Source organism: Enterobacter sp. PL1, from assembly GCF_945957325.1.
Lineage (GTDB): Bacteria > Pseudomonadota > Gammaproteobacteria > Enterobacterales > Enterobacteriaceae > Enterobacter > Enterobacter roggenkampii.
On sequence record NZ_CAMFKT010000004.1, the window covers coordinates 128,245 to 149,806 of the forward strand.

The 21,562-nt window shown below is 56.9% G+C and carries 25 protein-coding genes; 8 read left to right on the top strand and 17 right to left on the bottom strand.

The features are described from left to right. Positions 1–13: 13 nt before the first annotated feature. Genes gspK through N6P30_RS05395 form a run of 10 tightly spaced genes read right to left on the bottom strand, consistent with a single transcriptional unit; the run spans position 14 to position 8,609 of the window. Positions 14–1,024, bottom strand: coding sequence for a type II secretion system minor pseudopilin GspK (gene gspK, locus N6P30_RS05350; protein WP_023292907.1), 1,011 nt, complete (start codon positions 1,022–1,024; stop codon positions 14–16). Continuing rightward, positions 1,021–1,650 carry a type II secretion system minor pseudopilin GspJ gene (gspJ, locus tag N6P30_RS05355; RefSeq protein WP_023292908.1) on the bottom strand — a complete coding sequence of 210 codons (630 nt, stop codon included), beginning with the start codon at positions 1,648–1,650 and terminating at the stop codon, positions 1,021–1,023. Before gspJ ends, gspK begins: the two co-directional genes overlap by 4 nt. After that, positions 1,647–2,030: a type II secretion system minor pseudopilin GspI gene (gspI, locus tag N6P30_RS05360; protein ID WP_023292909.1), complete on the bottom strand. Its 384-nt coding sequence runs from the start codon at positions 2,028–2,030 to the stop codon at positions 1,647–1,649. The genes gspJ and gspI overlap by 4 nt, the downstream gene beginning before the upstream one ends. After that, complete coding sequence (gene gspH, locus N6P30_RS05365; RefSeq protein WP_008500017.1) at positions 2,023–2,508, bottom strand: type II secretion system minor pseudopilin GspH; 486 nt, start codon at positions 2,506–2,508, stop codon at positions 2,023–2,025. The genes gspI and gspH overlap by 8 nt, the downstream gene beginning before the upstream one ends. Then, positions 2,508–2,957 carry a type II secretion system major pseudopilin GspG gene (gspG, locus tag N6P30_RS05370; protein ID WP_008500018.1) on the bottom strand — a complete coding sequence of 150 codons (450 nt, stop codon included), beginning with the start codon at positions 2,955–2,957 and terminating at the stop codon, positions 2,508–2,510. Before gspG ends, gspH begins: the two co-directional genes overlap by 1 nt. Positions 2,958–2,960: 3 nt before the next feature. Continuing rightward, positions 2,961–4,169 carry a type II secretion system inner membrane protein GspF gene (gene gspF / locus N6P30_RS05375; protein ID WP_023292910.1) on the bottom strand — a complete coding sequence of 403 codons (1,209 nt, stop codon included), beginning with the start codon at positions 4,167–4,169 and terminating at the stop codon, positions 2,961–2,963. Continuing rightward, a complete protein-coding gene (gspE, locus tag N6P30_RS05380; protein WP_008500020.1) occupies positions 4,169–5,647 on the bottom strand; it encodes a type II secretion system ATPase GspE in 1,479 nt (492 codons plus the stop codon). Before gspE ends, gspF begins: the two co-directional genes overlap by 1 nt. Before the next feature lie 14 nt (positions 5,648–5,661). Beyond that, positions 5,662–7,584 carry a type II secretion system secretin GspD gene (gene gspD, locus N6P30_RS05385; RefSeq protein ID WP_058673255.1) on the bottom strand — a complete coding sequence of 641 codons (1,923 nt, stop codon included), beginning with the start codon at positions 7,582–7,584 and terminating at the stop codon, positions 5,662–5,664. 13 nt (positions 7,585–7,597) lie between these two features. Then, positions 7,598–8,329 carry a type II secretion system protein GspC gene (gene gspC, locus N6P30_RS05390; RefSeq protein WP_023292912.1) on the bottom strand — a complete coding sequence of 244 codons (732 nt, stop codon included), beginning with the start codon at positions 8,327–8,329 and terminating at the stop codon, positions 7,598–7,600. Beyond that, positions 8,280–8,609 (bottom strand): hypothetical protein, encoded by a 330-nt coding sequence (locus N6P30_RS05395; protein WP_154827288.1) that lies wholly within the window; start codon positions 8,607–8,609, stop codon positions 8,280–8,282. The genes gspC and N6P30_RS05395 overlap by 50 nt, the downstream gene beginning before the upstream one ends. 21 nt (positions 8,610–8,630) lie before the next feature. Here N6P30_RS05395 and N6P30_RS05400 point away from each other — a divergent pair, with 21 nt between their 5' ends. Both N6P30_RS05400 and N6P30_RS05405 read left to right on the top strand, forming a co-directional pair. Then, positions 8,631–10,196 carry an ExeA family protein gene (locus tag N6P30_RS05400; protein ID WP_058673254.1) on the top strand — a complete coding sequence of 522 codons (1,566 nt, stop codon included), beginning with the start codon at positions 8,631–8,633 and terminating at the stop codon, positions 10,194–10,196. Beyond that, the gene (locus tag N6P30_RS05405) at positions 10,196–10,828 is read left to right on the top strand and encodes a hypothetical protein (protein ID WP_032676816.1); all 633 of its coding nucleotides are present in this window, start codon (positions 10,196–10,198) and stop codon (positions 10,826–10,828) included. Before N6P30_RS05400 ends, N6P30_RS05405 begins: the two co-directional genes overlap by 1 nt. Here the strand turns inward: N6P30_RS05405 and N6P30_RS05410 are convergent, their stop codons facing one another. From N6P30_RS05410 to N6P30_RS05420, 3 genes are all read right to left on the bottom strand, one after another. Continuing rightward, positions 10,829–11,452 carry a helix-turn-helix domain-containing protein gene (locus N6P30_RS05410; protein ID WP_023292914.1) on the bottom strand — a complete coding sequence of 208 codons (624 nt, stop codon included), beginning with the start codon at positions 11,450–11,452 and terminating at the stop codon, positions 10,829–10,831. Between the two features lie 275 nt (positions 11,453–11,727). Beyond that, complete coding sequence (locus tag N6P30_RS05415) at positions 11,728–12,558, bottom strand: N-acetylmuramoyl-L-alanine amidase (RefSeq protein WP_008500027.1); 831 nt, start codon at positions 12,556–12,558, stop codon at positions 11,728–11,730. Next, the gene (locus N6P30_RS05420) at positions 12,555–12,878 is read right to left on the bottom strand and encodes a heavy metal-binding domain-containing protein (RefSeq protein ID WP_008500028.1); all 324 of its coding nucleotides are present in this window, start codon (positions 12,876–12,878) and stop codon (positions 12,555–12,557) included. The genes N6P30_RS05415 and N6P30_RS05420 overlap by 4 nt, the downstream gene beginning before the upstream one ends. Positions 12,879–12,975: 97 nt before the next feature. On the opposite strand from N6P30_RS05420, the gene N6P30_RS05425 reads away from it, so the two are divergent. The 6 genes from N6P30_RS05425 to artJ all read left to right on the top strand — a co-directional run bounded on the left by N6P30_RS05425 (position 12,976) and on the right by artJ (position 17,496). Next, on the top strand, positions 12,976–13,494 hold the full coding sequence (locus N6P30_RS05425) for a lipoprotein (RefSeq protein ID WP_023292915.1): 519 nt from the start codon (positions 12,976–12,978) through the stop codon (positions 13,492–13,494). Between the two features lie 226 nt (positions 13,495–13,720). Beyond that, positions 13,721–14,449, top strand: a complete 729-nt coding sequence (artP, locus tag N6P30_RS05430; protein WP_008500030.1) for an arginine ABC transporter ATP-binding protein ArtP — start codon at positions 13,721–13,723, stop codon at positions 14,447–14,449. Positions 14,450–14,468: 19 nt separating this feature from the next. Beyond that, positions 14,469–15,200 (top strand): arginine ABC transporter substrate-binding protein ArtI, encoded by a 732-nt coding sequence (gene artI, locus N6P30_RS05435; protein WP_008500032.1) that lies wholly within the window; start codon positions 14,469–14,471, stop codon positions 15,198–15,200. A 6-nt stretch (positions 15,201–15,206) separates the two neighbouring features. Further along, positions 15,207–15,923, top strand: a complete 717-nt coding sequence (artQ, locus tag N6P30_RS05440; protein WP_023292916.1) for an arginine ABC transporter permease ArtQ — start codon at positions 15,207–15,209, stop codon at positions 15,921–15,923. Continuing rightward, a complete protein-coding gene (gene artM / locus N6P30_RS05445) occupies positions 15,923–16,591 on the top strand; it encodes an arginine ABC transporter permease ArtM (RefSeq protein ID WP_008500034.1) in 669 nt (222 codons plus the stop codon). The genes artQ and artM overlap by 1 nt, the downstream gene beginning before the upstream one ends. Before the next feature lie 173 nt (positions 16,592–16,764). After that, on the top strand, positions 16,765–17,496 hold the full coding sequence (artJ, locus tag N6P30_RS05450) for an arginine ABC transporter substrate-binding protein ArtJ (RefSeq protein WP_015571008.1): 732 nt from the start codon (positions 16,765–16,767) through the stop codon (positions 17,494–17,496). Between the two features lie 87 nt (positions 17,497–17,583). Here the strand turns inward: artJ and N6P30_RS05455 are convergent, their stop codons facing one another. The 4 genes from N6P30_RS05455 to N6P30_RS05470 all read right to left on the bottom strand — a co-directional run bounded on the left by N6P30_RS05455 (position 17,584) and on the right by N6P30_RS05470 (position 21,503). Beyond that, positions 17,584–19,053: an ATP-binding protein gene (locus N6P30_RS05455; RefSeq protein WP_023292917.1), complete on the bottom strand. Its 1,470-nt coding sequence runs from the start codon at positions 19,051–19,053 to the stop codon at positions 17,584–17,586. Continuing rightward, positions 19,037–19,744, bottom strand: coding sequence for a response regulator transcription factor (locus N6P30_RS05460; RefSeq protein ID WP_008503450.1), 708 nt, complete (start codon positions 19,742–19,744; stop codon positions 19,037–19,039). Before N6P30_RS05460 ends, N6P30_RS05455 begins: the two co-directional genes overlap by 17 nt. Before the next feature lie 105 nt (positions 19,745–19,849). Beyond that, positions 19,850–20,989 carry a 23S rRNA (uracil(747)-C(5))-methyltransferase RlmC gene (rlmC, locus tag N6P30_RS05465; RefSeq protein WP_023292918.1) on the bottom strand — a complete coding sequence of 380 codons (1,140 nt, stop codon included), beginning with the start codon at positions 20,987–20,989 and terminating at the stop codon, positions 19,850–19,852. 40 nt (positions 20,990–21,029) lie between these two features. Further along, the gene (locus N6P30_RS05470; RefSeq protein WP_021240927.1) at positions 21,030–21,503 is read right to left on the bottom strand and encodes a YbjO family protein; all 474 of its coding nucleotides are present in this window, start codon (positions 21,501–21,503) and stop codon (positions 21,030–21,032) included. Positions 21,504–21,562: the final 59 nt, after the last annotated feature.

Consider the following 21,562-nt stretch of genomic DNA (forward strand, 5'->3'; position numbering starts at 1 on the left):
CGTTCTACTTTTCTTATTCAATCATTCGGTAACGACGTTGCCACGTCACAATTTCACCGGCTTCGTTATTCACCTGAAGCTGGCTCACCACGCGAAGCGTTAACTCATCGGTATTGCCGGTGTAGTTGACGCGAAAATACCGGCTGTTGATGGAGAGCAGCCCGGCCACCTGCGGCAACTCGTCCTTCAACTGCGGGAAGGCCTGTTCCAGCGCCTTGCTGAAGACGTCCATACTTTCCCAGCCGGTTTCCGGCCGCGACTCAATCAGGCGTACGGCATCGTCCGCGGTGAGTTTTCCCGGGAACAGGGCTGCCAGTAAGGGCGCCTGCTCCGGCGTCAGAGTATTGACATCCACCTTGCTGGCCGAGTCCGGCAGCGCGCATAAGAGCTTGCTCACCTTCGGGTACGCTGCCGCAGGAAACGCCGGCAGCAGCTTGATCTCGGCAAGGGTGCGCATCATCTGATTCGCAGGCTGACGCGCCGGCACTACGCCAGACCAGGCGTCCATCTCCGCGCCCTCTTTCACCGTCGTGGCGTCGCCGTCGAGATAATCCACCAGCTGCTGATAAATTTCTTCCGCCGCCGTCTGGCTGATGCCGCCGTCCGTCAGGATCTGCTCGACAATCTTCTCTTTTCGCGGCTTTTCCGGCACGTTTGACGCATTTTGATCCTGAGCCACTTTGTCTGCGGCCAGCAGGTTATTGACGTTGAAGCAGTCCTGCGCGTCGTCGACCTGGCTGACCACCGTATAGTCTTCACCCTGCGTCTCCAGCGGCTGGTGCCAGTCGCCCGCCGGGTCGAGCGGTTTGCTCTCGCCGCTGGCGTCGTTCTGCAACCGGTCTTTCACCACTTTTTCCTGCGCCTGCATTGCCCAGCGCAGCTGCTGCTGGCTCACCTGATAGTGGGTTTTCTGCAAATTACGGCAGAACTGCTGGCTGATTTTGGCCGCCAGGGCCGACATCATGACCAGCAGGATCAGCACAACCAGCAGGGCAACACCGCGTTGCTGATGGACCCGGCTCATGGCTTCACGTCCGGCGCAGGCGCATTTTGCGGGGCAGGCGCGTTTTCTGCCGCCGGTGCCACCGCTTCTGGTATCTCTCCCGGCGTGGTAAACACCCAGCGCCAGGTGTCGCCATTTTCCATGGTCAGCGTAAGCTCCACGCCGTCTGGCAGATGGGCAGAGTCACCCCAGCTTTTTTGCCAGCCCTGGTGATAAAACCGCCACTGCATCGCTTTCACCTCGCTGACGATAGGCACTTCATCGGGTTTGACGTCCGCCGGGCTGTCAATCACCGGCCAGACGTCGCGATACAGACGCCCTTCTTCCAGCCGCCAGCGCACGCGCTCCAGCTGGACCGTGCCACTCACGCCGTTCAGCGTGGTAAATTCCACGGCATCGCCATCCTGTAAAAACAGATCCGGCGCGTTGCGCGGCGCCCGCGCCTGCAGCTGGAAAAAATCGCGCTCCATCAGGCTCCAGGCACGCTGAAGCTGATTAAGCTTCGCCGCGCGGGTATCGGTTGCCGAACTGGTGCGCATCGCGCCGTCGAGAATTTGCCAGGCCAGGGTGCTGATGACCGCAAAAATGGTCAGCGCAATCATGATCTCCAGCAGGGTAAAACCGCGCTGGCGTCGGCTCGTCTTCACTTGCTCTCTTCTCCCGGCCCAATGATCTGAAGCGAAATGACCGGCTGGCTTTTATCGCCTTCGGCGTAAACGCGGATGGCATTGGCCCAACCGCTATTGGCGGTTTTCACCCGCTGCTTATGCCAGTACCAGCTGCGCCCCCCCATGATTTCCGTCCCCTGCTCCTCGGCATCGGGAAAATCGGTTTTGCTAAGCTGGGCTTCAGCCAGCTGATTTTCTGCAACCCAGCTGGCCTGCAGCGTTTCGGCCAGCCCGTGGGTGAAGCGCACGTTCAGGGAGACAGAATTCATCAGCGCCAGCGCGGCGGTGGAGAAAATGACCAGCGCCACCATCACCTCCAGGAGCGTCATCCCGTTCTGCTTAACCTTGCCTTTAGTCATCGTTCTCTACCGAAACCGGGGCCGCGCCCTGCGACACCACGCGGAAGTGATGCTGTTTGTCGTAACTTTGCAGCGTCAGCGTAAAACGGCCAATCTCACCGTCCGGCAGAAAGAGGATCTGGGGGTCGGCCTCGACGTTAGCCGCCAGACGCTGAGGCGAGAGCGACACGTGCATCTCTTCCGGGAAATCGCCTTTCGTGGTAATACGGCCTGCGGATAACGGCACCCAGTGACGTTCGCCGTTTTTATCGTCGAGCGTGACCAGCTGATATTTATCGGTAGCGATCACCAGCCCGACAATATTTCCGTCCATGACCGCGCGGTCTGAACCATAATCAACGAGGGCTTTTAATTGCTGACCAAATATATCCGCACCGCTGCGTGAGGGTATTGTTGAGACAACCATCATGGCGCAACTGGCAAATATCACCAGCGCCAGAATAATTTCCAGCAACGTAAAGCCGCGTTGATTCTTCATTATTTCTCTTTCTTATCCAGAGACCAGTTCGTAATATCGTCTGCGGTGTTGGCTTCGCCATCAGGACCGGCAGAGAAGACGTCTACGGCGCCGTGTTCACCCGGGCTGACGAGCAGATAATCGTTGCCCCACGGATCCTGCGGCAGGCGGCGAATATAGCCGTCGGCGCGGTAGCCGTTGGGAATAGGCGCGATCTCAGGCTTGGTCACCAGCGCCTGCAGACCCTGCTCGGTCGTTGGGTAGCGGTGGTTATCAAGCTTATACATATCCAGCGAGCCTTCGAGCGCAACAATATCGCTGGTCGCCTTTTGCGCGTCCGCTTTTTCTTTGTTACCCATTAAATTGGGCACCACCATACTCGCTAAAACGCCGAGAATAACGATCACCACCATTAATTCGAGCAAGGTGAACCCCGCCTGGCGAGCCAGACGTTTTGTTTTTATAGCCATGATTTAACCTACCATATTATTAAGTTGCAGAAGCGGCTGTAATATTGACAGCACGATGAATAAAACAATCGTCGCCATGGAGACCACCAGCGCCGGTTCAAATACCGAGAGCGTTAACGTAATACGATGCTGTAGCGCCGACTCCTGGTTTTCCGCCGCGCGGTCCATTAAGTTGCCTAACTCGCCGCTCTCTTCGCCGGAGGCAATCATGTACAGCATGGTGGGCGGGAATAATTTCGCCTGCTCAAGCGCGGCATAGAGCGAGGCCCCCTGACGCACGGTATCCGCCGCCTGCTCCAGCACCTGCCGGGCGTAGAGGTTTTCGATACCGTCCATCGCGATATACATCCCTTCAAGCAGCGGCACGCTGCTCGCCTGCAGGATGCTGAGCGTGCGGATATAGCGGGCGCTGTTAATCGCGCACACCAGCTTTTTAATCGGCGAGCCGTTCACCAGCCAGCTGTGCCAGCGAAAACGGTTTTTGGCGTTTCTAAGCCAGGCCTTAAAACCAACAAATCCGCCGCCGAGGATCCCCACGATGTAGATCCCGTACGCCTGCAGGAAATCGCTCACCGCAATCAGCGTGCGGGTGGTGATCGGCAGCTGCTGCTTCATGTGGGTGAACTGCTCGATCACCTGCGGCACCACCGCCACCAGCAGAATGCTGATGACCGCGATGGCGACCACGGTGAGGGTAATCGGGTAGACCATCGCCTGCGTCAGCTTGCTCTTCATCTTCTGGCGCTGCTCGTTGTACTCCGCCAGCTTCTCCAGCACGTCGCCCAGGTGGCCGGTTTTTTCACCGGCCATCACCAGCGTGCAGTAGAGCTTGTCAAAGGTGCGCGGGAACTGGCTGAAGGCGTCGAACAGGGTGTGACCTTCCACCACCTTCTCGCGGATCTCCACCACCATTGCCGCCAGCTTGTTGTCTTCCGTTTGCTTCGAGATCGCCTTCAGCGCGCTCTCGAGCGGCAGTGCGGCGTTGACCAGCGTGGATAACTGACGGGTAAACATCGACAGCACCGGCGTGGAGAGCCTAGCTCCGGTTTTTGCTTTTCCGGCAGACGCCGCTTCACGGGTTTCGCTGATGCTGACGGGCATCAGCTTTTGCTCGCGCAACATCTGGCGAACCTGCTTTTGCCCCTCGGCCTGCAGCGTGCCGCGCTGGGTTTTACCTGCGACATCCGTCGCCGTCCAGGCGTAGAAGGCCATTACGCATCCCCCCCGCGCTCGGCGGTCACACGCATCACCTCTTCCAGCGAGGTGACGCCACTAATCACCTTCAGCAGCCCGTTTTCGCGCAGGCTGTAAGCCTGCTTAAAGAGCTGCGTCTCGATGGACATTTCGTCTTTATCTTCATGAATGGCGCGGCGCATGGCGCTGTCCACCACCAGGAACTCGTGAATACCGGCACGGCCCTGATAGCCGCTCTGGCGGCAGTGTTCACAGCCCACCGCGCGATAAATGGCTTTTGGCGGCGCGTCCATAAAGCTGAACAGCGCTTTTTCATTGGCATCCAGCGGACTGGTGGTCCGGCAGTGCGTACACAGCCGACGCACCAGACGCTGGGCAATGACACCGAGCAACGATGAACCGATTAAAAAGGACTCCAGCCCCATGTCCCGCAGACGCGTAATCGCCCCGGCGGCGCTGTTGGTGTGCAGCGTAGACATGACCAGGTGACCGGTGAGCGACGCCTGTACCGCAATTTGCGCGGTTTCACCGTCACGAATTTCCCCGATCATCACCACGTCCGGGTCCTGACGCAGAATAGCGCGCAGCCCGCGGGCAAAGGTCATGTCCACGCGCGGGTTAACCTGCGTCTGCCCCACCCCTTCCAGCTCATATTCGATCGGGTCTTCCACGGTCAGGATGTTGCGTTCGTGGCCGTTCAGCGCCGAAAGAATGGCGTACAGGGTGGTACTTTTACCGGAGCCTGTCGGCCCGGTGACCAGGATAATGCCGTGCGGGCGCTCAATCAGCCCTTTTAACTTCTCCAGCTCTTCATCGATCAGGCCCAGCTTGTTGATGTCGGGCTTGAGATTGCTTTTATCGAGCAGGCGCATGACCACGCGCTCGCCGTACTGGGACGGAATGGTCGAGACGCGCACGTCGATCGCCTTGCGGCCAATGCGCAGTGAGATACGGCCATCCTGCGGCAGACGTTTTTCGGCAATGTCGAGTTTCGACATCACCTTGATACGCGACACCAGCAGCGGGGCGAGCTTACGCGCCGGTTGCAGCACCGGGCGCAGCACGCCGTCAACGCGGAAGCGAATGCTCAGCGTGCGCTCGAAGGTTTCGATATGGATATCCGACGCGCCGTCCTTAACCGCCTCGCCGAGAATGGCGTTGATCAGGCGGATCACCGGCGAGTTTTCGTCGTTATCAAGCAGATCTTCGTTATCCGGGATCTCCTCGGTTAACGCCATCAGGTCGATATCCGCATCCATGTCGTCCACCAGCTGCTGTGAAACGCCGCTGCTCTGCTGCCAGATTTTGGCCAGCATCTCGTCAAACGCTTCCGGCGTCACAGTAACCGGGACGAACGCGCGGCCCAACACCCGGCGCACTTCCAGCAGTGCTAACGCCGGGGTGTCCTCACGGATATAGACGTCATTGTTGTAAAGCAGAACGCCGTTATCTTTTGCGTAGCTGCTGCTACACAGTGTTTTACTCAGTTCGTCCACGTTGCCCCTCCGCCTTACTCTTTAAACGGATTGCGTGTCGCGCGGGTTTTCACCGGTGCGGCGTGAGGGCTTGATGAAGGAAACGCGGGCAGGACGGCATTGTCGCTCGGCTCAACAATACCGAGCTTTTTCTCTTCCACGCGCTGCATCTGGCGCACCCGGATCTGGTCATATTTCTCTTTCGAGGCCGCGCTGTAGTTGTCGTCGTCACGCAGAACGGTGGTATGAATGAACACCATCAGGTTGCGCTTGGAGGTATCCTGGGAGGTGTAGCGGAACAGCTGACCGACCAGCGGGATATCGCCGAGCAGCGGCACTTTGGACACGGACTGTTTGGTCACATTTTCCATCAGACCGCCAAGCACCACCGTCTGGCCACTGTGGACCATCACTTCGTTATTGATCGTGCGCGTATTGAAGGTTGGGCCGAGGCTGGAGTCTTCCGTCGCGCTGTTGTCGACGCTGGAGACTTCCTGCTCAATCTTCAGATGGATCATGTCGCCATCGTTAATCTGCGGCACAATTTTCAGCTTGGTACCGACCGTCTTACGCTCAACGGAGTTAAAGACGTTGTCGCCGCTGGTGGTTTGCGAACCGGAAAGTACCGGCACATCCTGGCCCACGTTGAACGACGCTTCTTTGTTATCCAGCGTGACCACGCTTGGCGTGGAGAGGATGTCATTTTTGCCGTCGGTGGAAAGCGCAGTCACCAGCGCACCAAAATCACCGTTAAAGAAGCCGGTCGCCAGGCCAGTGAAGCTCGCCCCTTTCATGGTGCCATTTTTAATCTGGCTGATTGGCAGGCCGGTGGAGCCGAACTGCACGCCGCCGTGCTTGCTGGTCCACTGCACGCCAAGATCCAGGCCGTTCCCGTCCTGCACTTCCGCGATGATGGCTTCCACCAGCACCTGCGGACGACGGATGTCCAGCTTGTCGATCACCTTCTCAAGGGAGTTCATCACGTTAGGCTGGGCGGTAATCACCAGCGAGTTGGTTGCTTCGTCGGCGGTAATGTTCAGATCGCTGGACGCTGGCGCGGTTTTCGACTTCGGCGCGCCGGCCTTGTCCTTCAGCTGCTCGCCGATGCCGGTGAGTACCGGCACCACCTTGGTGGCGCTGGCATACTTGAGATAGAAGACGCGGGTATTCCCCTCGTTGTTCTGCTCGCGATCCAGCTGATGGATCAGGGAGCGGGTCCGCGCGCGCGCATCTTCCGAACCGCTGATCACCAGGCTGTTGGTTTCGTCATCGGCCACCACTTTGGTCGCCAGCTGCGGCGCGTTCTGCCCTTTCTGCTCTTCGTTGTTGAGGTTATTCAACATCTCCGAGAGCTCTTTGGCGGACGCAAAGCGCAGCGGCACGCTTTCACGACGCTGAATACCGTCTTTGTCCACGCGCTGAACCAGATCCACCAGGCGGTTCACCACCGAGGCTTTACCGGTTAGCAGCAGGACGTTGGACGGCTCAAAGTGGACCACGTTACCGATGCCGGTGGCATCGTTGAGCTGACGCAGCAGCGGCGCCAGCTCGCGAACAGGCACGTTTTCCATGCGCACGACGCGGGTGATGATCTCGTCGCCTTTGCCCGGATTTTTACCGTCGGCCAGCGGCGCACCGGCGGTGCGGGCAATGCTCGAGCGCACCACTTTAACCATGCCGTTATCCATCGGGATCACCGACAGGCCGTACAGGTCCAGCACGCTCAGGAAAAACTGGTAATATTCGTCTTCCGTCAACACGTTATAGGTTCTGACCGACACCGTGCCCTGAACGGACGGGTCGACCAGAATGGTTTTGTTCAGATTGCGGCCTACCGTATCAATAAATTCGCGGATATCGGTGTTTTTAAAGCTGGCGCTAAAGTTAGCTGCGAGCAGCGAACTGGAATATAACGACAATGCGGTCAGCGCCACGCACGCCCAAGGAAATTTCTTCATGTCTGTACACTTGTTAATTGTTTAGAACATTGACCCGAATATTTTCAAGGTGAGCGTGACGTCTGACGACGACCTCCGCTTCTTTCATTTTCGACCAGTTGGCAATAATATCTTTTGCCTTTTCTGCATCGGTCATATCGACAGAATTGACTTTTACCGCCACATCACCTTTTTCCAGACCGGCATGACTGTAGAAGCCAGAGGCATTCCTTGGATTAATGTTGTAGCCTTCCAGCTGGCCCTTTTCGATAAGTGGCTTTAACACCAGATAATCATCCAGATGCACGCTTTCAGCACCAGCATCTTTCGTCGATTGGGTTACCGGGCCGCTGTCAACGCCGCCCTTAAAATAGTCAGGTTTATTTAACGCCAGTACCTGCGTAGCACCTTCGTAATTAACCACCACATTGTCTTTGTTTATTTCCTGAATAAAGGCATCGTTAAAACCGGTCAGCGCTTCGCCTTCGCGATAGCTCTTTTGACCACCCGGCGTTTTGATCACGGCGAAGGACAACCAGGCATCGTCGCTGCGGACGATCCCCTCAATTTCGGCAGCGAGCGGTGCTTTCACGGCCGCTGGCAGGTTGTCCTGACGCACGGCGGCGGTGAAAAGTGAAAATGTCTTTTCTTCCTGACGTTTTTTTTTCGGTTTCGCCGCTGCGTTTGCGAGTTTATTCGTCACTTTTTTATAATCTTTAAAAATGACGTAGCCTTGCTGACCGCAAAAAATCAGCAATACAAACATAATACAGGGCGTTATCCACCGTGAAAAAAGTGAGAGCCTCATTATTCATCTGGCCTTTAGCAAAGCGGAAATAAGCAGCGTCATGCTGCGCCAATATGTGACATAAATAGTAATTAGCGGCCTGACAATCGACCACCTGCTTCGCCGTTAACTTTGATAAAGAAAAAGATTGACCGTCAAAAAAACCAGTGTTAGAGGAAGCCGGCAGGTTATTTTTACCCTGCCCGTGAATTGACCATGACGCACCCTTGCCGTACTTTTCTGGACCATTGCTATTCATGCCCAGAGACGGTAAGTCGTTATGTATCAGAGTCATTTTAAATTTAATCACCCGCCTTTTCGAAAAATTACCCGCGCCTCGGGCGATTTCTTCGTGCCGTATCACCAGGATATTTTCAACCTGCTGAAAGAGAAAACCCAACAGGCGGGGATTATTGGGCTCTTTGCAGACGATGCCCCGCTGCTGGGCCAGTTCAGCGACGCCCTGAAATCCGCAACCCCTGACGTTATTGCCATCAACGCGTTTCCAAAACTGAGTGCCAGTAGCCTGCTGTATAAACTCAACCCGGGAACGAAAGAGAGCAAAAACCGGCTTCAGGCGGTGGATGCCATCCTGCACCAGTGGCAGGGGGGGAAAAGCAGGACGAAAGTGCTGGTGATTAGCCATACCGATGCCATGAAAGAGACCTGTCGGGAGGTGCTGGCTCTGCTGCTGACGCGCGCGCAGGAGCTGGAGTTTCGTCTGTCCGTCGTATTGATGGGTGCAGCGGATCGGGAAGCCGTTCTGATGCAGCAGTCTGAACTGCGTGAATATGCGCATACCTGCCACACCCTGCGACCCCTTACCTGCCGGGAGTTTCTCAGCTACGTTCAGGCGCAGTGTGAAACGCACGGGTGTGAGCACTCACCGTTGACCCCGGCGCGCGTGCGTAAAATGCATGCGCTGACCAAAGGGAATATCAGCAAGCTGAACGAGCTGGCGCACCTGTCGATGCTCGCCGCCTGGACCGAACGTGCAGAACAGGTTAGCCCGCGTCATCTGCGCCTGGCGGCCGGTGAGATCCTGCCTGCGAAAAAACACGGTATGCGCCTGGCTACCGTGGGGCTGTTCGCCTCCGTGCTGTTCGCTGCCTGCGGCTGGTATTTGACCTCCTCGATCGGAGCAAGACTTCCGATTCAACTGCCGGTGCCCGCGAGCTGGAAACAGCAGACGCCCATCGAGCAGGCGCCGGTGGTGCCGGCTATCGACAACGAGGTGGTTAATCAGCCTGATGCGATGCATCAGCTCTATCTGATGTGGGGGTATGACGCCTCGGCGGACGATGCCCTGTGCCAGAACGCCGCGAAGGTGAACCTGATGTGTAAGCAGGGAAATGCCTCACCGGACGCGCTGGCACAGGAAGGGTATCCGTGGGTGAGTGAACTGAAAACCGGCAACCACCTTAACTATGCCGTGGTCGCCCGCGTCGGGGATAACTCACTCGACCTGCTGATGAATAACCGCACCTGGCAGGTAAGCCGTCACTGGTTTAACCAGCATGCCACCGGCAATTATACCCAGCTGCACCGCCTGACGCCGGAAGGCAAAGACGCCATCAGCGCCGCCAGCGATGCGAAGGACATGGGGTGGCTGGATCAGCAGCTGAGCCAGGCCCTTGCCGAGCCGGAAACCCACGCTCAAACCTGGACGACGGAGATGATGAAACGTACCCGCGAGTTCCAGCAAAAAATGCATCTGCGCGTCGACGGTATCCCGGGTGAAGAGACGCTGATGCAGTTGATGCGCGACACAAACACCACGCCGAGCGTGCTGCTTCAGCCCCCCCATGCCGCACCGGACGCGAAAACGCAGGAGAAGCATTCCTAATGTCTACCATCTGTCTTGCGGCTCAGCGCAGCTACGTTTCCGGGGAGGCGGTCTGGTTTTCGTACCGCATTCCCCGCCTGAGAAAAATCGCTTCTAACGCCTTTTTAGGAATAGTAAGCCTCTGCGTCATGCTGATGGCGGGGCTGTACGCCCACGTATACTGGCAACTGCGCCACCCTGCGCCGGAGCCGGTAAAAAAAGTGAACGTGGCGAAGCCCGAGACGCAGCTTTCCGATATGCACTACGTGTACGTGAGCAAGCCGTTCCCGCATCCGCACCCGAAACCCGTCCCGGTGCAGGCCGACGTTCCTGCCATGCAGGATCTGCCGATTAACAGCGACGACGCCGACTGGCAGCAGATGCCTGACGGCACGGTGCCGCACGATACCTCGCGGGATACCCTCCCCGGAACGGAAGCGCACGACGATGCCGTCTCCCCCCGCACGGAGGGTGACGACGCATCATTAACCGAACTGTTTAAGCAGGCGTTAAAAGAACAAGAGCAGGATTATTCGCAAGGGAAAATACCCGCACCGCCGGTTGACGAAACGCAGGATAATACTCAGGCGGACGCATTACATAAAGAAAGTGCCCGGTCTCCATTAAGTAAAAAGGGAGACCGGCTGGAATAGTTAATATTTTTCAGGCAGGTTGGTGATATTAAGGAGTCGACCCTTTTCCACCACAATGTATTGACCTTTTTTCAGATCGGAGAGGATTTTTATAATCGTACTGCGTGCCAGGCTGGTGTATTCCTGAATATAATCATAAACATTAATATCGCGTTGATGATGTACAATCAGTTCATTAATTTCCAGCAAAAATTCGCGCACGACAGAATAGGCGCTGCGGGCAACCAGCACGTCATCGCGCTTGCTCAGGAGACAGATATACCAGGCCAGCACCTTGGTGAGTTCAGGCCACAAGCCTTTCTCGGTCATCAGTTGAGAGAAAACGCTTTTCGGAATCGAGCGCACCACGGTATTCGAGCGGACCAGGCCATACATATGGGACGAATGATAAAAAATGGAAGAGAGTCCAAAAATGCACTGCCCCTGCAGGGTGAACAAGCAGAGCTCGTCGGATTCGCGGCGGAATTCCACTTCACCGCTGACGATAATATGAATAAATTCATTATCGACGGTGGAAATTTTTTGCCATTTCTTTAACGATTTTTCTTCAAATCCTTCCGTTGCGGAAATGATTTTTTCTATTTCATGATGAGGACGTAATTTTCTGCCGTAAATGCTTAACATTGTTATACCCGAATTAAGATGTAAATTTTAGATAAAAAATGGCCACGGTGGAACCACCGAAACTATTCGTATAATCCTGATAAAAAACTTCAAGGAGAAGTGATAATAAAAATCACTATGCAGGTGTTATTTTTTATAAATACTTAGCAAGCTATACGTCTATCTTAAATGAGGGTACTTTTAAGTCAATTAACTAAAAATGAATTGAGAATGTACTTAAGATTAATCTCAAGAAAACTAAGGTAATACGGCCTGGTCAGGGGCAGCCCTGAGGACTACCCTTGCCCGTACTTCTCTAAAAGCGCCTCGGCGATGGCCAGAGTTTCTACGTCAGCCACGCCGTTCCACAGCGCGGGGCGGAAGTGCATCTGAAACGCGCTGATCACCCTCTTCTGCTGCTGTTCCGTGGCGTTGTCCGGCACCTCGTAGCCATAGCGTTTCAGCACGTCAAGCAGCGCACCGCGCTCGACCTCCTGATAGCGCGGCCGCCCGTTAAGATAGAACGCCACGCGCGCGGGATCGGGCCAGGCTCCTATCCCCTGCTGCGCCAGCTGCTGCCACGGAAACAGCGGGCCGGGATCGTCTTTACGCTGCGGGGCAATGTCGGCATGGGCAACCACGTTCTGCGGCTGAATGTCATAGCGGGCAATAATGTCCCTGGCAAGCGGGATCAGCGCTGCAATCTGCGCAGGCGCAAACGGGGTAAAGGTTTTCACGCCGCCACGCGTTTGCCAGCCGCGGTTCTCGAGCTCAATCCCCACGGACGTATCATTAATCCGGTTGGTGCCGCGCCAGAAGCTGATACCCGCATGCCAGGCCAGCTCGCTCTCGGGAACCAGCTGCCAGATGCGCGGCTTGCCGTCCGGCGCCGGGGGGTTGGCGGGGATCAAATAGTGAGAGCTAACGTTTTTATCCGTCAGCGTGGCCAGCGAGCTGTCAAAATCATCCGCGGTGTAGTGGATCACCAGCACCTTGATGCGCGGGTAAGCCGCCTGCGCCTGATGACGTGTATCCAGCTCGTAGGCACCTTTATCGATAATCCCCTTTTCCGTAACGCACCCTGCCAGCAGCAGCGCCAGCAGGAGCGTGGCAAACGCACGCCTCATCGCAGGGTTTTCACCGCCGTACCGCTTACGCTCACCATCAGCATGCTGCCGTCTTTCCCGACCGTTTCGTAGTCAATATCGATTCCCACGACCGCATCCGCGCCGAGGGCTTCCGCCTGCTCGCCGAGCTCTTTAAAGGCGATTTCGCGTGCTTTGCGCAGCTCTTTTTCGTATGCGCCAGAGCGGCCACCCACGATATCGCGGATACCGGCAAAAAAGTCACGGAAGATATTGGCGCCGAGAATCGCTTCGCCGGTGACCACGCCGCAGTACTCGGTTATTGTCTGTCCTTCCAGGGTTGGCGTTGTTGAAAACTGCATGGTTTCTCTCCTTCTTTAGCGTTCAATGCCTTAGGCACAGCATTATCGGTTCGTTACGCTATGATTGAAAGGATAGTTAATAAATAAGGAAATCAACATGCGCTATTCAGCTTTAACACTTTTCGTGCCCTGCGCGCTGGTGCTCAGCGCCTGTACCACCACGGTCACGCCAGCCTTTAAGGATATCGGTACCCGCAGCGGCCCCTGCATTGAGGGCGGCCCGGACACCGTGGCGCAGCAGTTCTATGATTACCGCATTCAGCACCGCAGCAACGACCTCACCGGCCTGCGCCCGTATCTGAGCGATGGTCTGGCAAAACTGCTTAACGATGCCACCCGCGATCCGCAGCACAACGCGCTGCTGAAATCCGACCCGTTCTCCAGCCGCACCACGCTGCCGGACAGCGCAGAAGTGGCCAGCGCGTCCACCATTCCGAACACGGATGCCCGTAATATTCCGCTGCGCGTGAAGCTGACGCAGGGCAGCCAAACCTGGCAGGACGAAGTGCTGATGATCCGTGAAGGCCAGTGCTGGGCGGTGGACGACGTACGCTACGTGGGCGGCAGCGTGCATGCCCCGGCCGGCACGCTGCGCCAGTCGATTGAGAACCGCTGATTCATCAGTGATAAAAATGTTACCCCCGTAAAATGTCCGGCATTTCTCGCGGAATGCCGACATTTATACTCGCCGCCTTTGCCCTTCGCTATTTTGTGCTATGTTTAAGAGGAAATACGGGTTATATTTAACTTTTAACGCAGAAATATTGCATAACTATTCTGTCAACGGTACTATCTGCGGCCTCAATTGCTATAGATTGCCTGGATGAGTAAAGACTGCACCGATGAGTATTAAACTAAACGGCATTAACTGCTTCTACGGCGCACACCAGGCGCTGTTTGACATCACGCTGAACTGCCCGGAAGGCGAAACGCTGGTTTTGCTTGGCCCAAGCGGTGCAGGCAAAAGTTCCCTTCTGCGCGTCCTTAATCTGCTTGAAATGCCTCGTTCAGGTACGCTGGCAATTGCCGGTAACCATTTTGATTTCGCAAAGACGCCGTCTGATAAAGCGATTCGCGAGCTGCGTCAAAACGTCGGCATGGTCTTCCAGCAATACAATCTCTGGCCGCACCTGACGGTGCTGCAAAACCTGATTGAAGCCCCGTGCCGCGTGCTGGGGTTAAGCAAAGATCAGGCCATCGCGCGTGCCGAAAAGCTGCTGGAGCGTCTGCGCCTCAAGCCCTACAGCGACCGCTACCCGCTGCACCTGTCCGGTGGTCAGCAGCAGCGCGTGGCCATTGCCCGTGCGCTGATGATGGAGCCTGCGGTACTGCTGTTTGATGAACCAACGGCCGCGCTGGACCCGGAAATCACCGCTCAGATCGTCAGCATTATTCGCGAGCTGGCGGAAACCAACATTACGCAGGTTATCGTTACCCACGAAGTGGAAGTGGCGCGTAAAACCGCCAGCCGTGTGGTGTACATGGAAAACGGGTATATCGTTGAGCAAGGTGATGCGAGCTGCTTCGCTAACCCGCAAACCGATGCCTTCAAAAACTATTTATCTCATTGATTGTGTCAGGGGAAATATAATGAAAAAAGTATTACTTGCCGTGCTGCTTGCTGGCGTTACCCTTTCCGCTACCGCAGCTCAGACCATTCGTTTCGCCACGGAAGCCTCTTACCCTCCGTTTGAGTCCATCGATGCGAACAACAAAATTGTTGGCTTCGACGTGGACCTGGCTAACGCCCTGTGTAAAGAGATCGATGCGACCTGCACCTTCAGCAACCAGGCGTTCGACAGCCTGATCCCAAGCCTGAAGTTCCGCCGTATCGACGCCGTAATGGCCGGTATGGACATCACCCCTGAGCGTGAAAAGCAGGTGCTGTTCACCACCCCTTACTACGATAACTCTGCCCTGTTCATTGGTCAGAAAGGCAAATTCACCTCTGTCGATCAGCTGAAAGGTAAGAAAGTCGGCGTGCAGAACGGTACCACGCACCAGAAATTCATCATGGATAAGCATCCGGAAATCACCACCGTGCCGTATGACAGCTACCAGAACGCGAAGCTGGATCTGCAGAATGGCCGTATCGACGGCGTATTTGGCGATACCGCTGTCGTGACCGAGTGGCTGAAAGCCAACGACAAGCTGGCGCCAGTGGGCGACAAAGTGACCGATAAGGATTACTTCGGTACCGGTCTGGGGATTGCCGTTCGTCAGGGCAACACTGAGCTGCAGCAGAAATTCAACGCTGCGCTGGAAAAAGTGAAGAAAGACGGCACCTACGAAACCATCTACAAAAAATGGTTCCAGAAGTAATTCCTGATGAATGAAATTTTTCCTTTAGCAAGCGCCGCCGGGATGGCCGTCGGCCTTGCCGTTTGCGCACTGATTATCGGCCTGGTGCTGGCGATGTTCTTTGCGGTGTGGGAATCCGCGAAATGGTTCCCCGTCGCCTGGACAGGCTCCGCGCTGGTCACCGTGCTGCGTGGGCTACCGGAAATTCTGGTGGTCCTGTTCATCTATTTCGGTTCCTCGCAGCTGCTGCTCACGCTGTCGGACGGCTTCACGATTAATCTCGGCTTTGCGCAGATCCCGGTGCAGATGCAGATCGACAACTTCGACGTCAGCCCGTTCCTGTGCGGCGTCATTGCGCTCTCCCTGCTCTACTCCGCGTACGCGTCGCAAACCCTGCGCGGTGCGCTGAAGGCCGTGCCGCAGGGACAGTGGGAGTCAGGTCAGGCGTTAGGGTTGTCGAAATCCGCCATCTTCTTCCGTCTGGTGATGCCGCAGATGTGGCGTCATGCCCTGCCGGGCCTCGGCAACCAGTGGCTGGTGCTGCTGAAAGATACCGCGCTGGTGAGCCTGATAAGCGTTAACGATTTGATGCTGCAAACCAAAAGCATCGCCACCCGTACCCAGGAGCCGTTTACCTGGTACATTGTGGCGGCGGCAATCTACCTGGTGATCACGTTGCTCAGTCAGTACATCCTCAAGCGTATTGACCTGCGAGCGACGCGCTTTGAACGGAGACCAGGCTGATGCTTGAATACTTTCCCGAGTTGATGAAAGGGCTGCACACCAGCCTGACGCTGACCGTGGCGTCCATTATCGTGGCGCTGATCCTGGCGCTCATCTTCACCATCATCCTGACGCTGAAAACGCCGGTGCTGGTGTGGATTGTGCGCGGGTACATCACCCTGTTTACCGGTACGCCGCTGCTGGTGCAGATCTTCCTGATTTACTACGGCCCGGGCCAGTTCCCGTCGCTGCAGGAATATCCGGTTATCTGGCATCTGCTCTCTGAGCCATGGCTGTGTGCCCTGATTGCCCTTTCGCTGAACAGCGCGGCCTATACCACCCAGCTGTTCTTTGGTGCGATCCGCGCCATTCCGGAAGGCCAGTGGCAGTCCTGCGGGGCGCTGGGCATGAGCAAGAAGGACACGCTGGCGATCCTGCTGCCGTACGCCTTTAAGCGCGCGCTCTCCTCCTACTCCAACGAAGTGGTGCTGGTGTTCAAGAGTACCTCGCTGGCCTATACCATCACCCTGATGGAGGTGATGGGTCACGGACAGCTGCTCTATGGACGCACCTATGACGTGATGGTGTTCGGTGCGGCGGGCGTGGTCTATCTGGTGGTGAACGGTCTGCTGACGCTGATGATGCGCCTTATTGAGCGTAAAGCGCTGGCGTTTGAGCGCAGGAATTAACCACGCAAGTGCATAAAAAGGTATTCATGGAGCGGGTAACCTGATGGGTTATCCGCTTTTTTTCGCGCTCAACACAATACTTAATCATTTTTATTGCATATAAATTCATTAACTGGCATTGTACATCCAGGCCGCAGACACGGCGCATCAATAAGACAGACGGGAGCATTACAATGAAAAAGTTAGTTCTGGCTGCATTACTCGCCACCTTCGCCGCTGGCGCATCCGCTGCGGATAAAATCAATTTCGGCGTCTCCGCCACCTATCCGCCGTTTGAATCGCTGGATGCCAGCAACCAGATCGTCGGTTTTGATATCGATCTGGCGAAAGCGCTGTGCAAACAGATGCAGGCCGACTGCACCTTTACTAACCATGCTTTTGACAGCCTGATCCCGTCGCTGAAGTTCAAAAAATACGACGCGGTGATCTCCGGGATGGACATCACGCCTGAGCGCAGCAAGCAGGTCGCGTTCACCGACCCGTACTACGCCAACTCGGCGGTGGTGATTGCGAAGAAAGGGGCGTACAAATCCTTCGACGAGCTGAAAGGCAAACGCATCGGGATGGAAAACGGCACCACGCACCAGAAATACCTGCAGGACAAACATCCTGAAGTGAAGACCGTGGCCTATGACAGCTACCAGAATGCGATTATCGACCTGAAAAATGGCCGTATCGACGGCGTCTTCGGCGATACCGCCGTGGTGAACGAATGGCTGAAAACCAACCCGCAGCTGGGCACCGCAACGGAAAAAGTGACCGATCCGCAGTACTTCGGCACGGGCCTCGGCATCGCGGTACGTCCGGATAACAAAGCCCTGCTGGAAAAACTGAACGGCGCGCTGAAAGCGATTAAAGCGGACGGGACGTATCAGAAAATCAGCGAGCAGTGGTTCCCGCAGTAAGATTTTTTTGCCGGGTGGCGGCTTCGCCTTACCCGGCCTACGGGGGGAGTTGTAGGCCGGGTAAGCGCAGCGCCACCCGGCACTCTCTCACAGCGGCACAAAGAACCTGAACCGCGCCCCGCTCACCGACTCCATCAGCCTGATCCCGCCGCCGTGCAGCTCCAGCATCCGTTTCACAATCAGCAGCCCTAACCCGCCGCGATTCTCTCTCGACGCCTGGGTATTCAACGCCGACGGCCGCTGGAACAGATCGTCGCGCAGCGAGGCATCCACGCCCGTTCCGCTGTCAGCCACTTCGACCTGCAGCTGTTCATTCTCCTGCCACACCGCCAGACGAATTTCCCCGCCGCCAGGCGTATGGCGCATCGCGTTATCCAGCAGGTTGGTCACCACGCGTTCAATCATCGACACATCGGCGTTTACCATCGGCAGCGGCCCCGGCACGTCAATATGCAGATTGACCTCGCGCGTGCGGGCGGTGAGCTCAAACTTCTGCGCCACGTCGGAAATCAGCTCCGCCATTGCGAACCGCTCGCGCTGGGGTTTGATGCCGCCGTGCTCAAGGCGCGCCAGCTCAAACAGCTGCTGCGAAAGATGACGGACCTTTTGTCCCTGACGCAGCGCGGTGGCGAGATACTGCTGATGCTCCTGCGGCGTCAGGGTGGCGGATTTGAGCGACAGGGTTTCGAGATAGCCCAGCAGCGAGGTGAGCGGCGTGCGGAGATCGTGCGAAATATTGGCGATAAACTCACGACGCTGACGATCGCTGTCGGCCAGCCGATCCCACTGTTGGGTGATTTTGCGCGCCAGCTCGATAAAGCTGTTGCGCAGGATCGCCACTTCATCTTTTGCCGCCGCGTCCGGCGTCTGTCCCGCCAGCAGCCTGATGGCGCTTATGCTGTCCTGCTCCAGCCCGGCGACCTCCACCGTCAGCTGTTTGACCGGACGCGTGACCCAGTACCAGACCAGCAGCCCTGCCAGCAGCCCAAACAGCGCGACCCACAGCAGCGACCACAGGACGGTACTCCACAGCGTCTTGTGCCAGGCCATTTCCGCCAGGGCGTTTGACTCCTCGCCCTGCAAAATAATGTACAGATAGCCTTTTAGCTCGCCGTCCTGCCGCAGCGGCGTGGCGCTAAAGACTTTTTGATTTTGACTGCGCGGATCGTCGCCCAATACCGGCATGGCCGTGCCGCTCAGGAAACTCTGCACCGGCGCCAGGTCGATTTTTTGCCGCTGAATATGGCCCGGCGGGGCAGCGTCGGCGAGGATATCGCCGTCCGGGGAGACAACGTAGAGCTCAACGCTCGGATTAAAGGTCATCAGCCGGCCAAACAGCGGTTTCAGCGCGCTGCGGTCGACCCTGCCCTGCGCGTCCAGAATCGGTTCGCGCTGGACGATCTGCTGCGCCAGCCCGCCCGATAACCGCTGCACCATCGCATTACCGTACTGCATGCTGCTGTAGAGCTGTACCGCGCAGGCGACGGCGGCGCAGAGCATCATCAGCAGGATGAAGAGCAGCGTCAGGCGCTGGCTCAGGCTAAAGCGACGCATCATGCTGCGGCTCCGCAAATTTGTAGCCCTTGCCCCAGACGGTGCGAATGATCTCCGGCTCGGCGGCGTCCTTCTCTATCTTGATGCGCAGGCGGTTGATATGGGTGTTGACGGTATGCTCGTAGCCTTCGTGCTGGTAGCCCCAGACCTGCTCCAGCAGCGCCAGGCGGGAGAACACCTCGCCGGGATGACGGGCAAAGAAGTAGAGCAGCTCGAACTCGCGCGGGGTGAGGTCCACCACCTGGCCGTGAAGCAGCACGCTGCGCGCCAGCGGATCGATGGTCAGCCCGTGCGCCTGAATATGTCCGTCAGCTTGCGCCTGCCCCATCGCCTGCTGGCGACGAAACAGCGCTTTGATCCGCGCAATCAGCTCCTGCACGGAGAACGGTTTTGCCAGATAGTCATCGGCGCCGGTTTCCAGCCCGGTAATGCGGTCGGTTTCGCTGCTGCGGGCGCTGATGATGATCACCGGCAGGTAGCGCGTCATCTGACGGATGCGGCGGCAAATCTCCAGACCGTCAACGTTGGGCAGCATCAGGTCGAGGATCACCGCATCCCACGTCTGGGCGTCAAGACGCTGTAAGGCGTTGCCCCCGTCGGGCTCGTGGGTGATGGCGTAGCCTTCGTCTTCTAAATTGAGTCGCAGAAGCGCCGCGATATCGTGGTCGTCTTCTACCAGCAGGATCTGCTTCATGGGTAAGCCTATATTCATGTCTTATGACGTAAGCTTACCTGATTTCGCCGGGATGAAGAGTTCACATTTTGTTGAACATTGTGCGGGGGTCATGCCGGGTGGCGGCTACGCCTTACCCGGCCTACGGGTTAACAACGTCAGCACTTCATAATGCGCGGTATGCGGGAACATATCAAAAAGCTGAACACGTTCAACGCGATAGCCCGGCAGTTGAGCGATGTCTTTCGCCATGGTCTGCGCGTTGCAGCTGGAATAGATGATGTATTCCGGCGCCATCTGGCTCAGGTAGTCGCACAGCGCATTCCCGATGCCGCGGCGCGGCGGGTTAACCAGCACCAGTTCCGGCACGTTGCCCTGGCCGGTGGCGAACTGCGTGGAGTCGAGCGCCTGGAAGCGCAGATTCGTTAACCCCAGCTCAGAGGCAGACTGCTTCGCGCAGGCAATCGCTTCGGCAGAGATCTCAATGCCGGTGAGCTGCATCTCCGGCGTGGCGCAGTGCAGGCCAAACCCGCCCACGCCGCAGAACAGATCCCACATGTGGTGAACGTTCAACACACGCACCCAGTCGCGGGCGGTGGCGTACAGGCGGCTTGCCACGACCGGATTGGTCTGGAAGAAGCTTTGCGGGCGGATCCACAGCGGCACGCCGTTGAAGCGCTCCGCCAGCGCGTGCTGGTCGGTGAAGAAAATCTCTTCCTCCCCTTCCATAATCGCCATATGCACCGGCTGAATGTTCGCCGTAATGACCTTCAGCTGCGGAAGCTGCGCCTGCAGCCAAGGCAGGGCCGCGCGCAGCTGCTCAAGCTTGGTTTCAGAGCGCAGCACGAAGCGCAGCATCATGCCGCCGTCGATCTGGCTTTCGGTCAGCAGAAGGTACTTCAGCTCGCCGCGCTTGCGGGCCACGTTATAGGGCGTTAACCCTGCCCGGGCAATAAACGGCTTGAGTGCGGCAAAGACCGGTGCAAAGGAGTCGGGATACAGCGGGCAGTCGGTTAAGTCTTCCGGCGTGCCGTCGCGGTGCAGCATTCCCAGCAGCGGTTTTTCTACGCTGCCGCTGACCACCATTTTGGCTTTGTTGCGAAAACCCTGTTCCGGGCCGCTGACGGGTGCGCACCACTCGCCCACCGCGTGTGCTGCCAGCAGCTGTTGCAGGTCGGCCATTTTGGCGGTGAGTTGTTGAGAGACCGGCTGTTCTATCCACTGACAGGAGCGGCAGCGTCCGGCGTCATAGAGTGCGCACTGCATATCAAAACCTTAAGAATTACGAGGGCTGCGATTATACACATTATTGCAGGCGGAAGAACCGCCGACTGGAGGCCGGAACGAAGAGGAGACAGAGCACCAGCATATCCGGCAGCTTTTGCATAAACAGCGCGCGCAGGATCTCACGTTTGGATTCACCGGCAATGCTGAACAGCTCCGGGTAGCCGTAGCCCAGCGAGGCGGCCCACAGATAGCTCGCCGCGGTAATCTGCGTCAGCAGATAGACCCAGCGCGCCCAGTTGCGCCCTTTGACCAGCGAAAACGCGCAGTAAATCTCGATAAACACCAGCACCAGGCTGCTCAAAAAGACCAGCGTCAGATTCCACGTCTGCACGCTGCGGTGAATGAATTCACCGATGCCGCGCACGCCCAGGGTGTTTAAAATCATCAGCACGTCCAGGCAGCGGATCATAATAATGGCGAGCGCCGCCACCTGAACCAGTGCAGGTACGTTAGGACGCGCGTGCGTAATACGTGATTTTTTTAATAATCCCAATGTTTTACTTCCCTGAAAAACAGTGCCGCGTCATGCGCGGCACATCACTGGAAATTTTA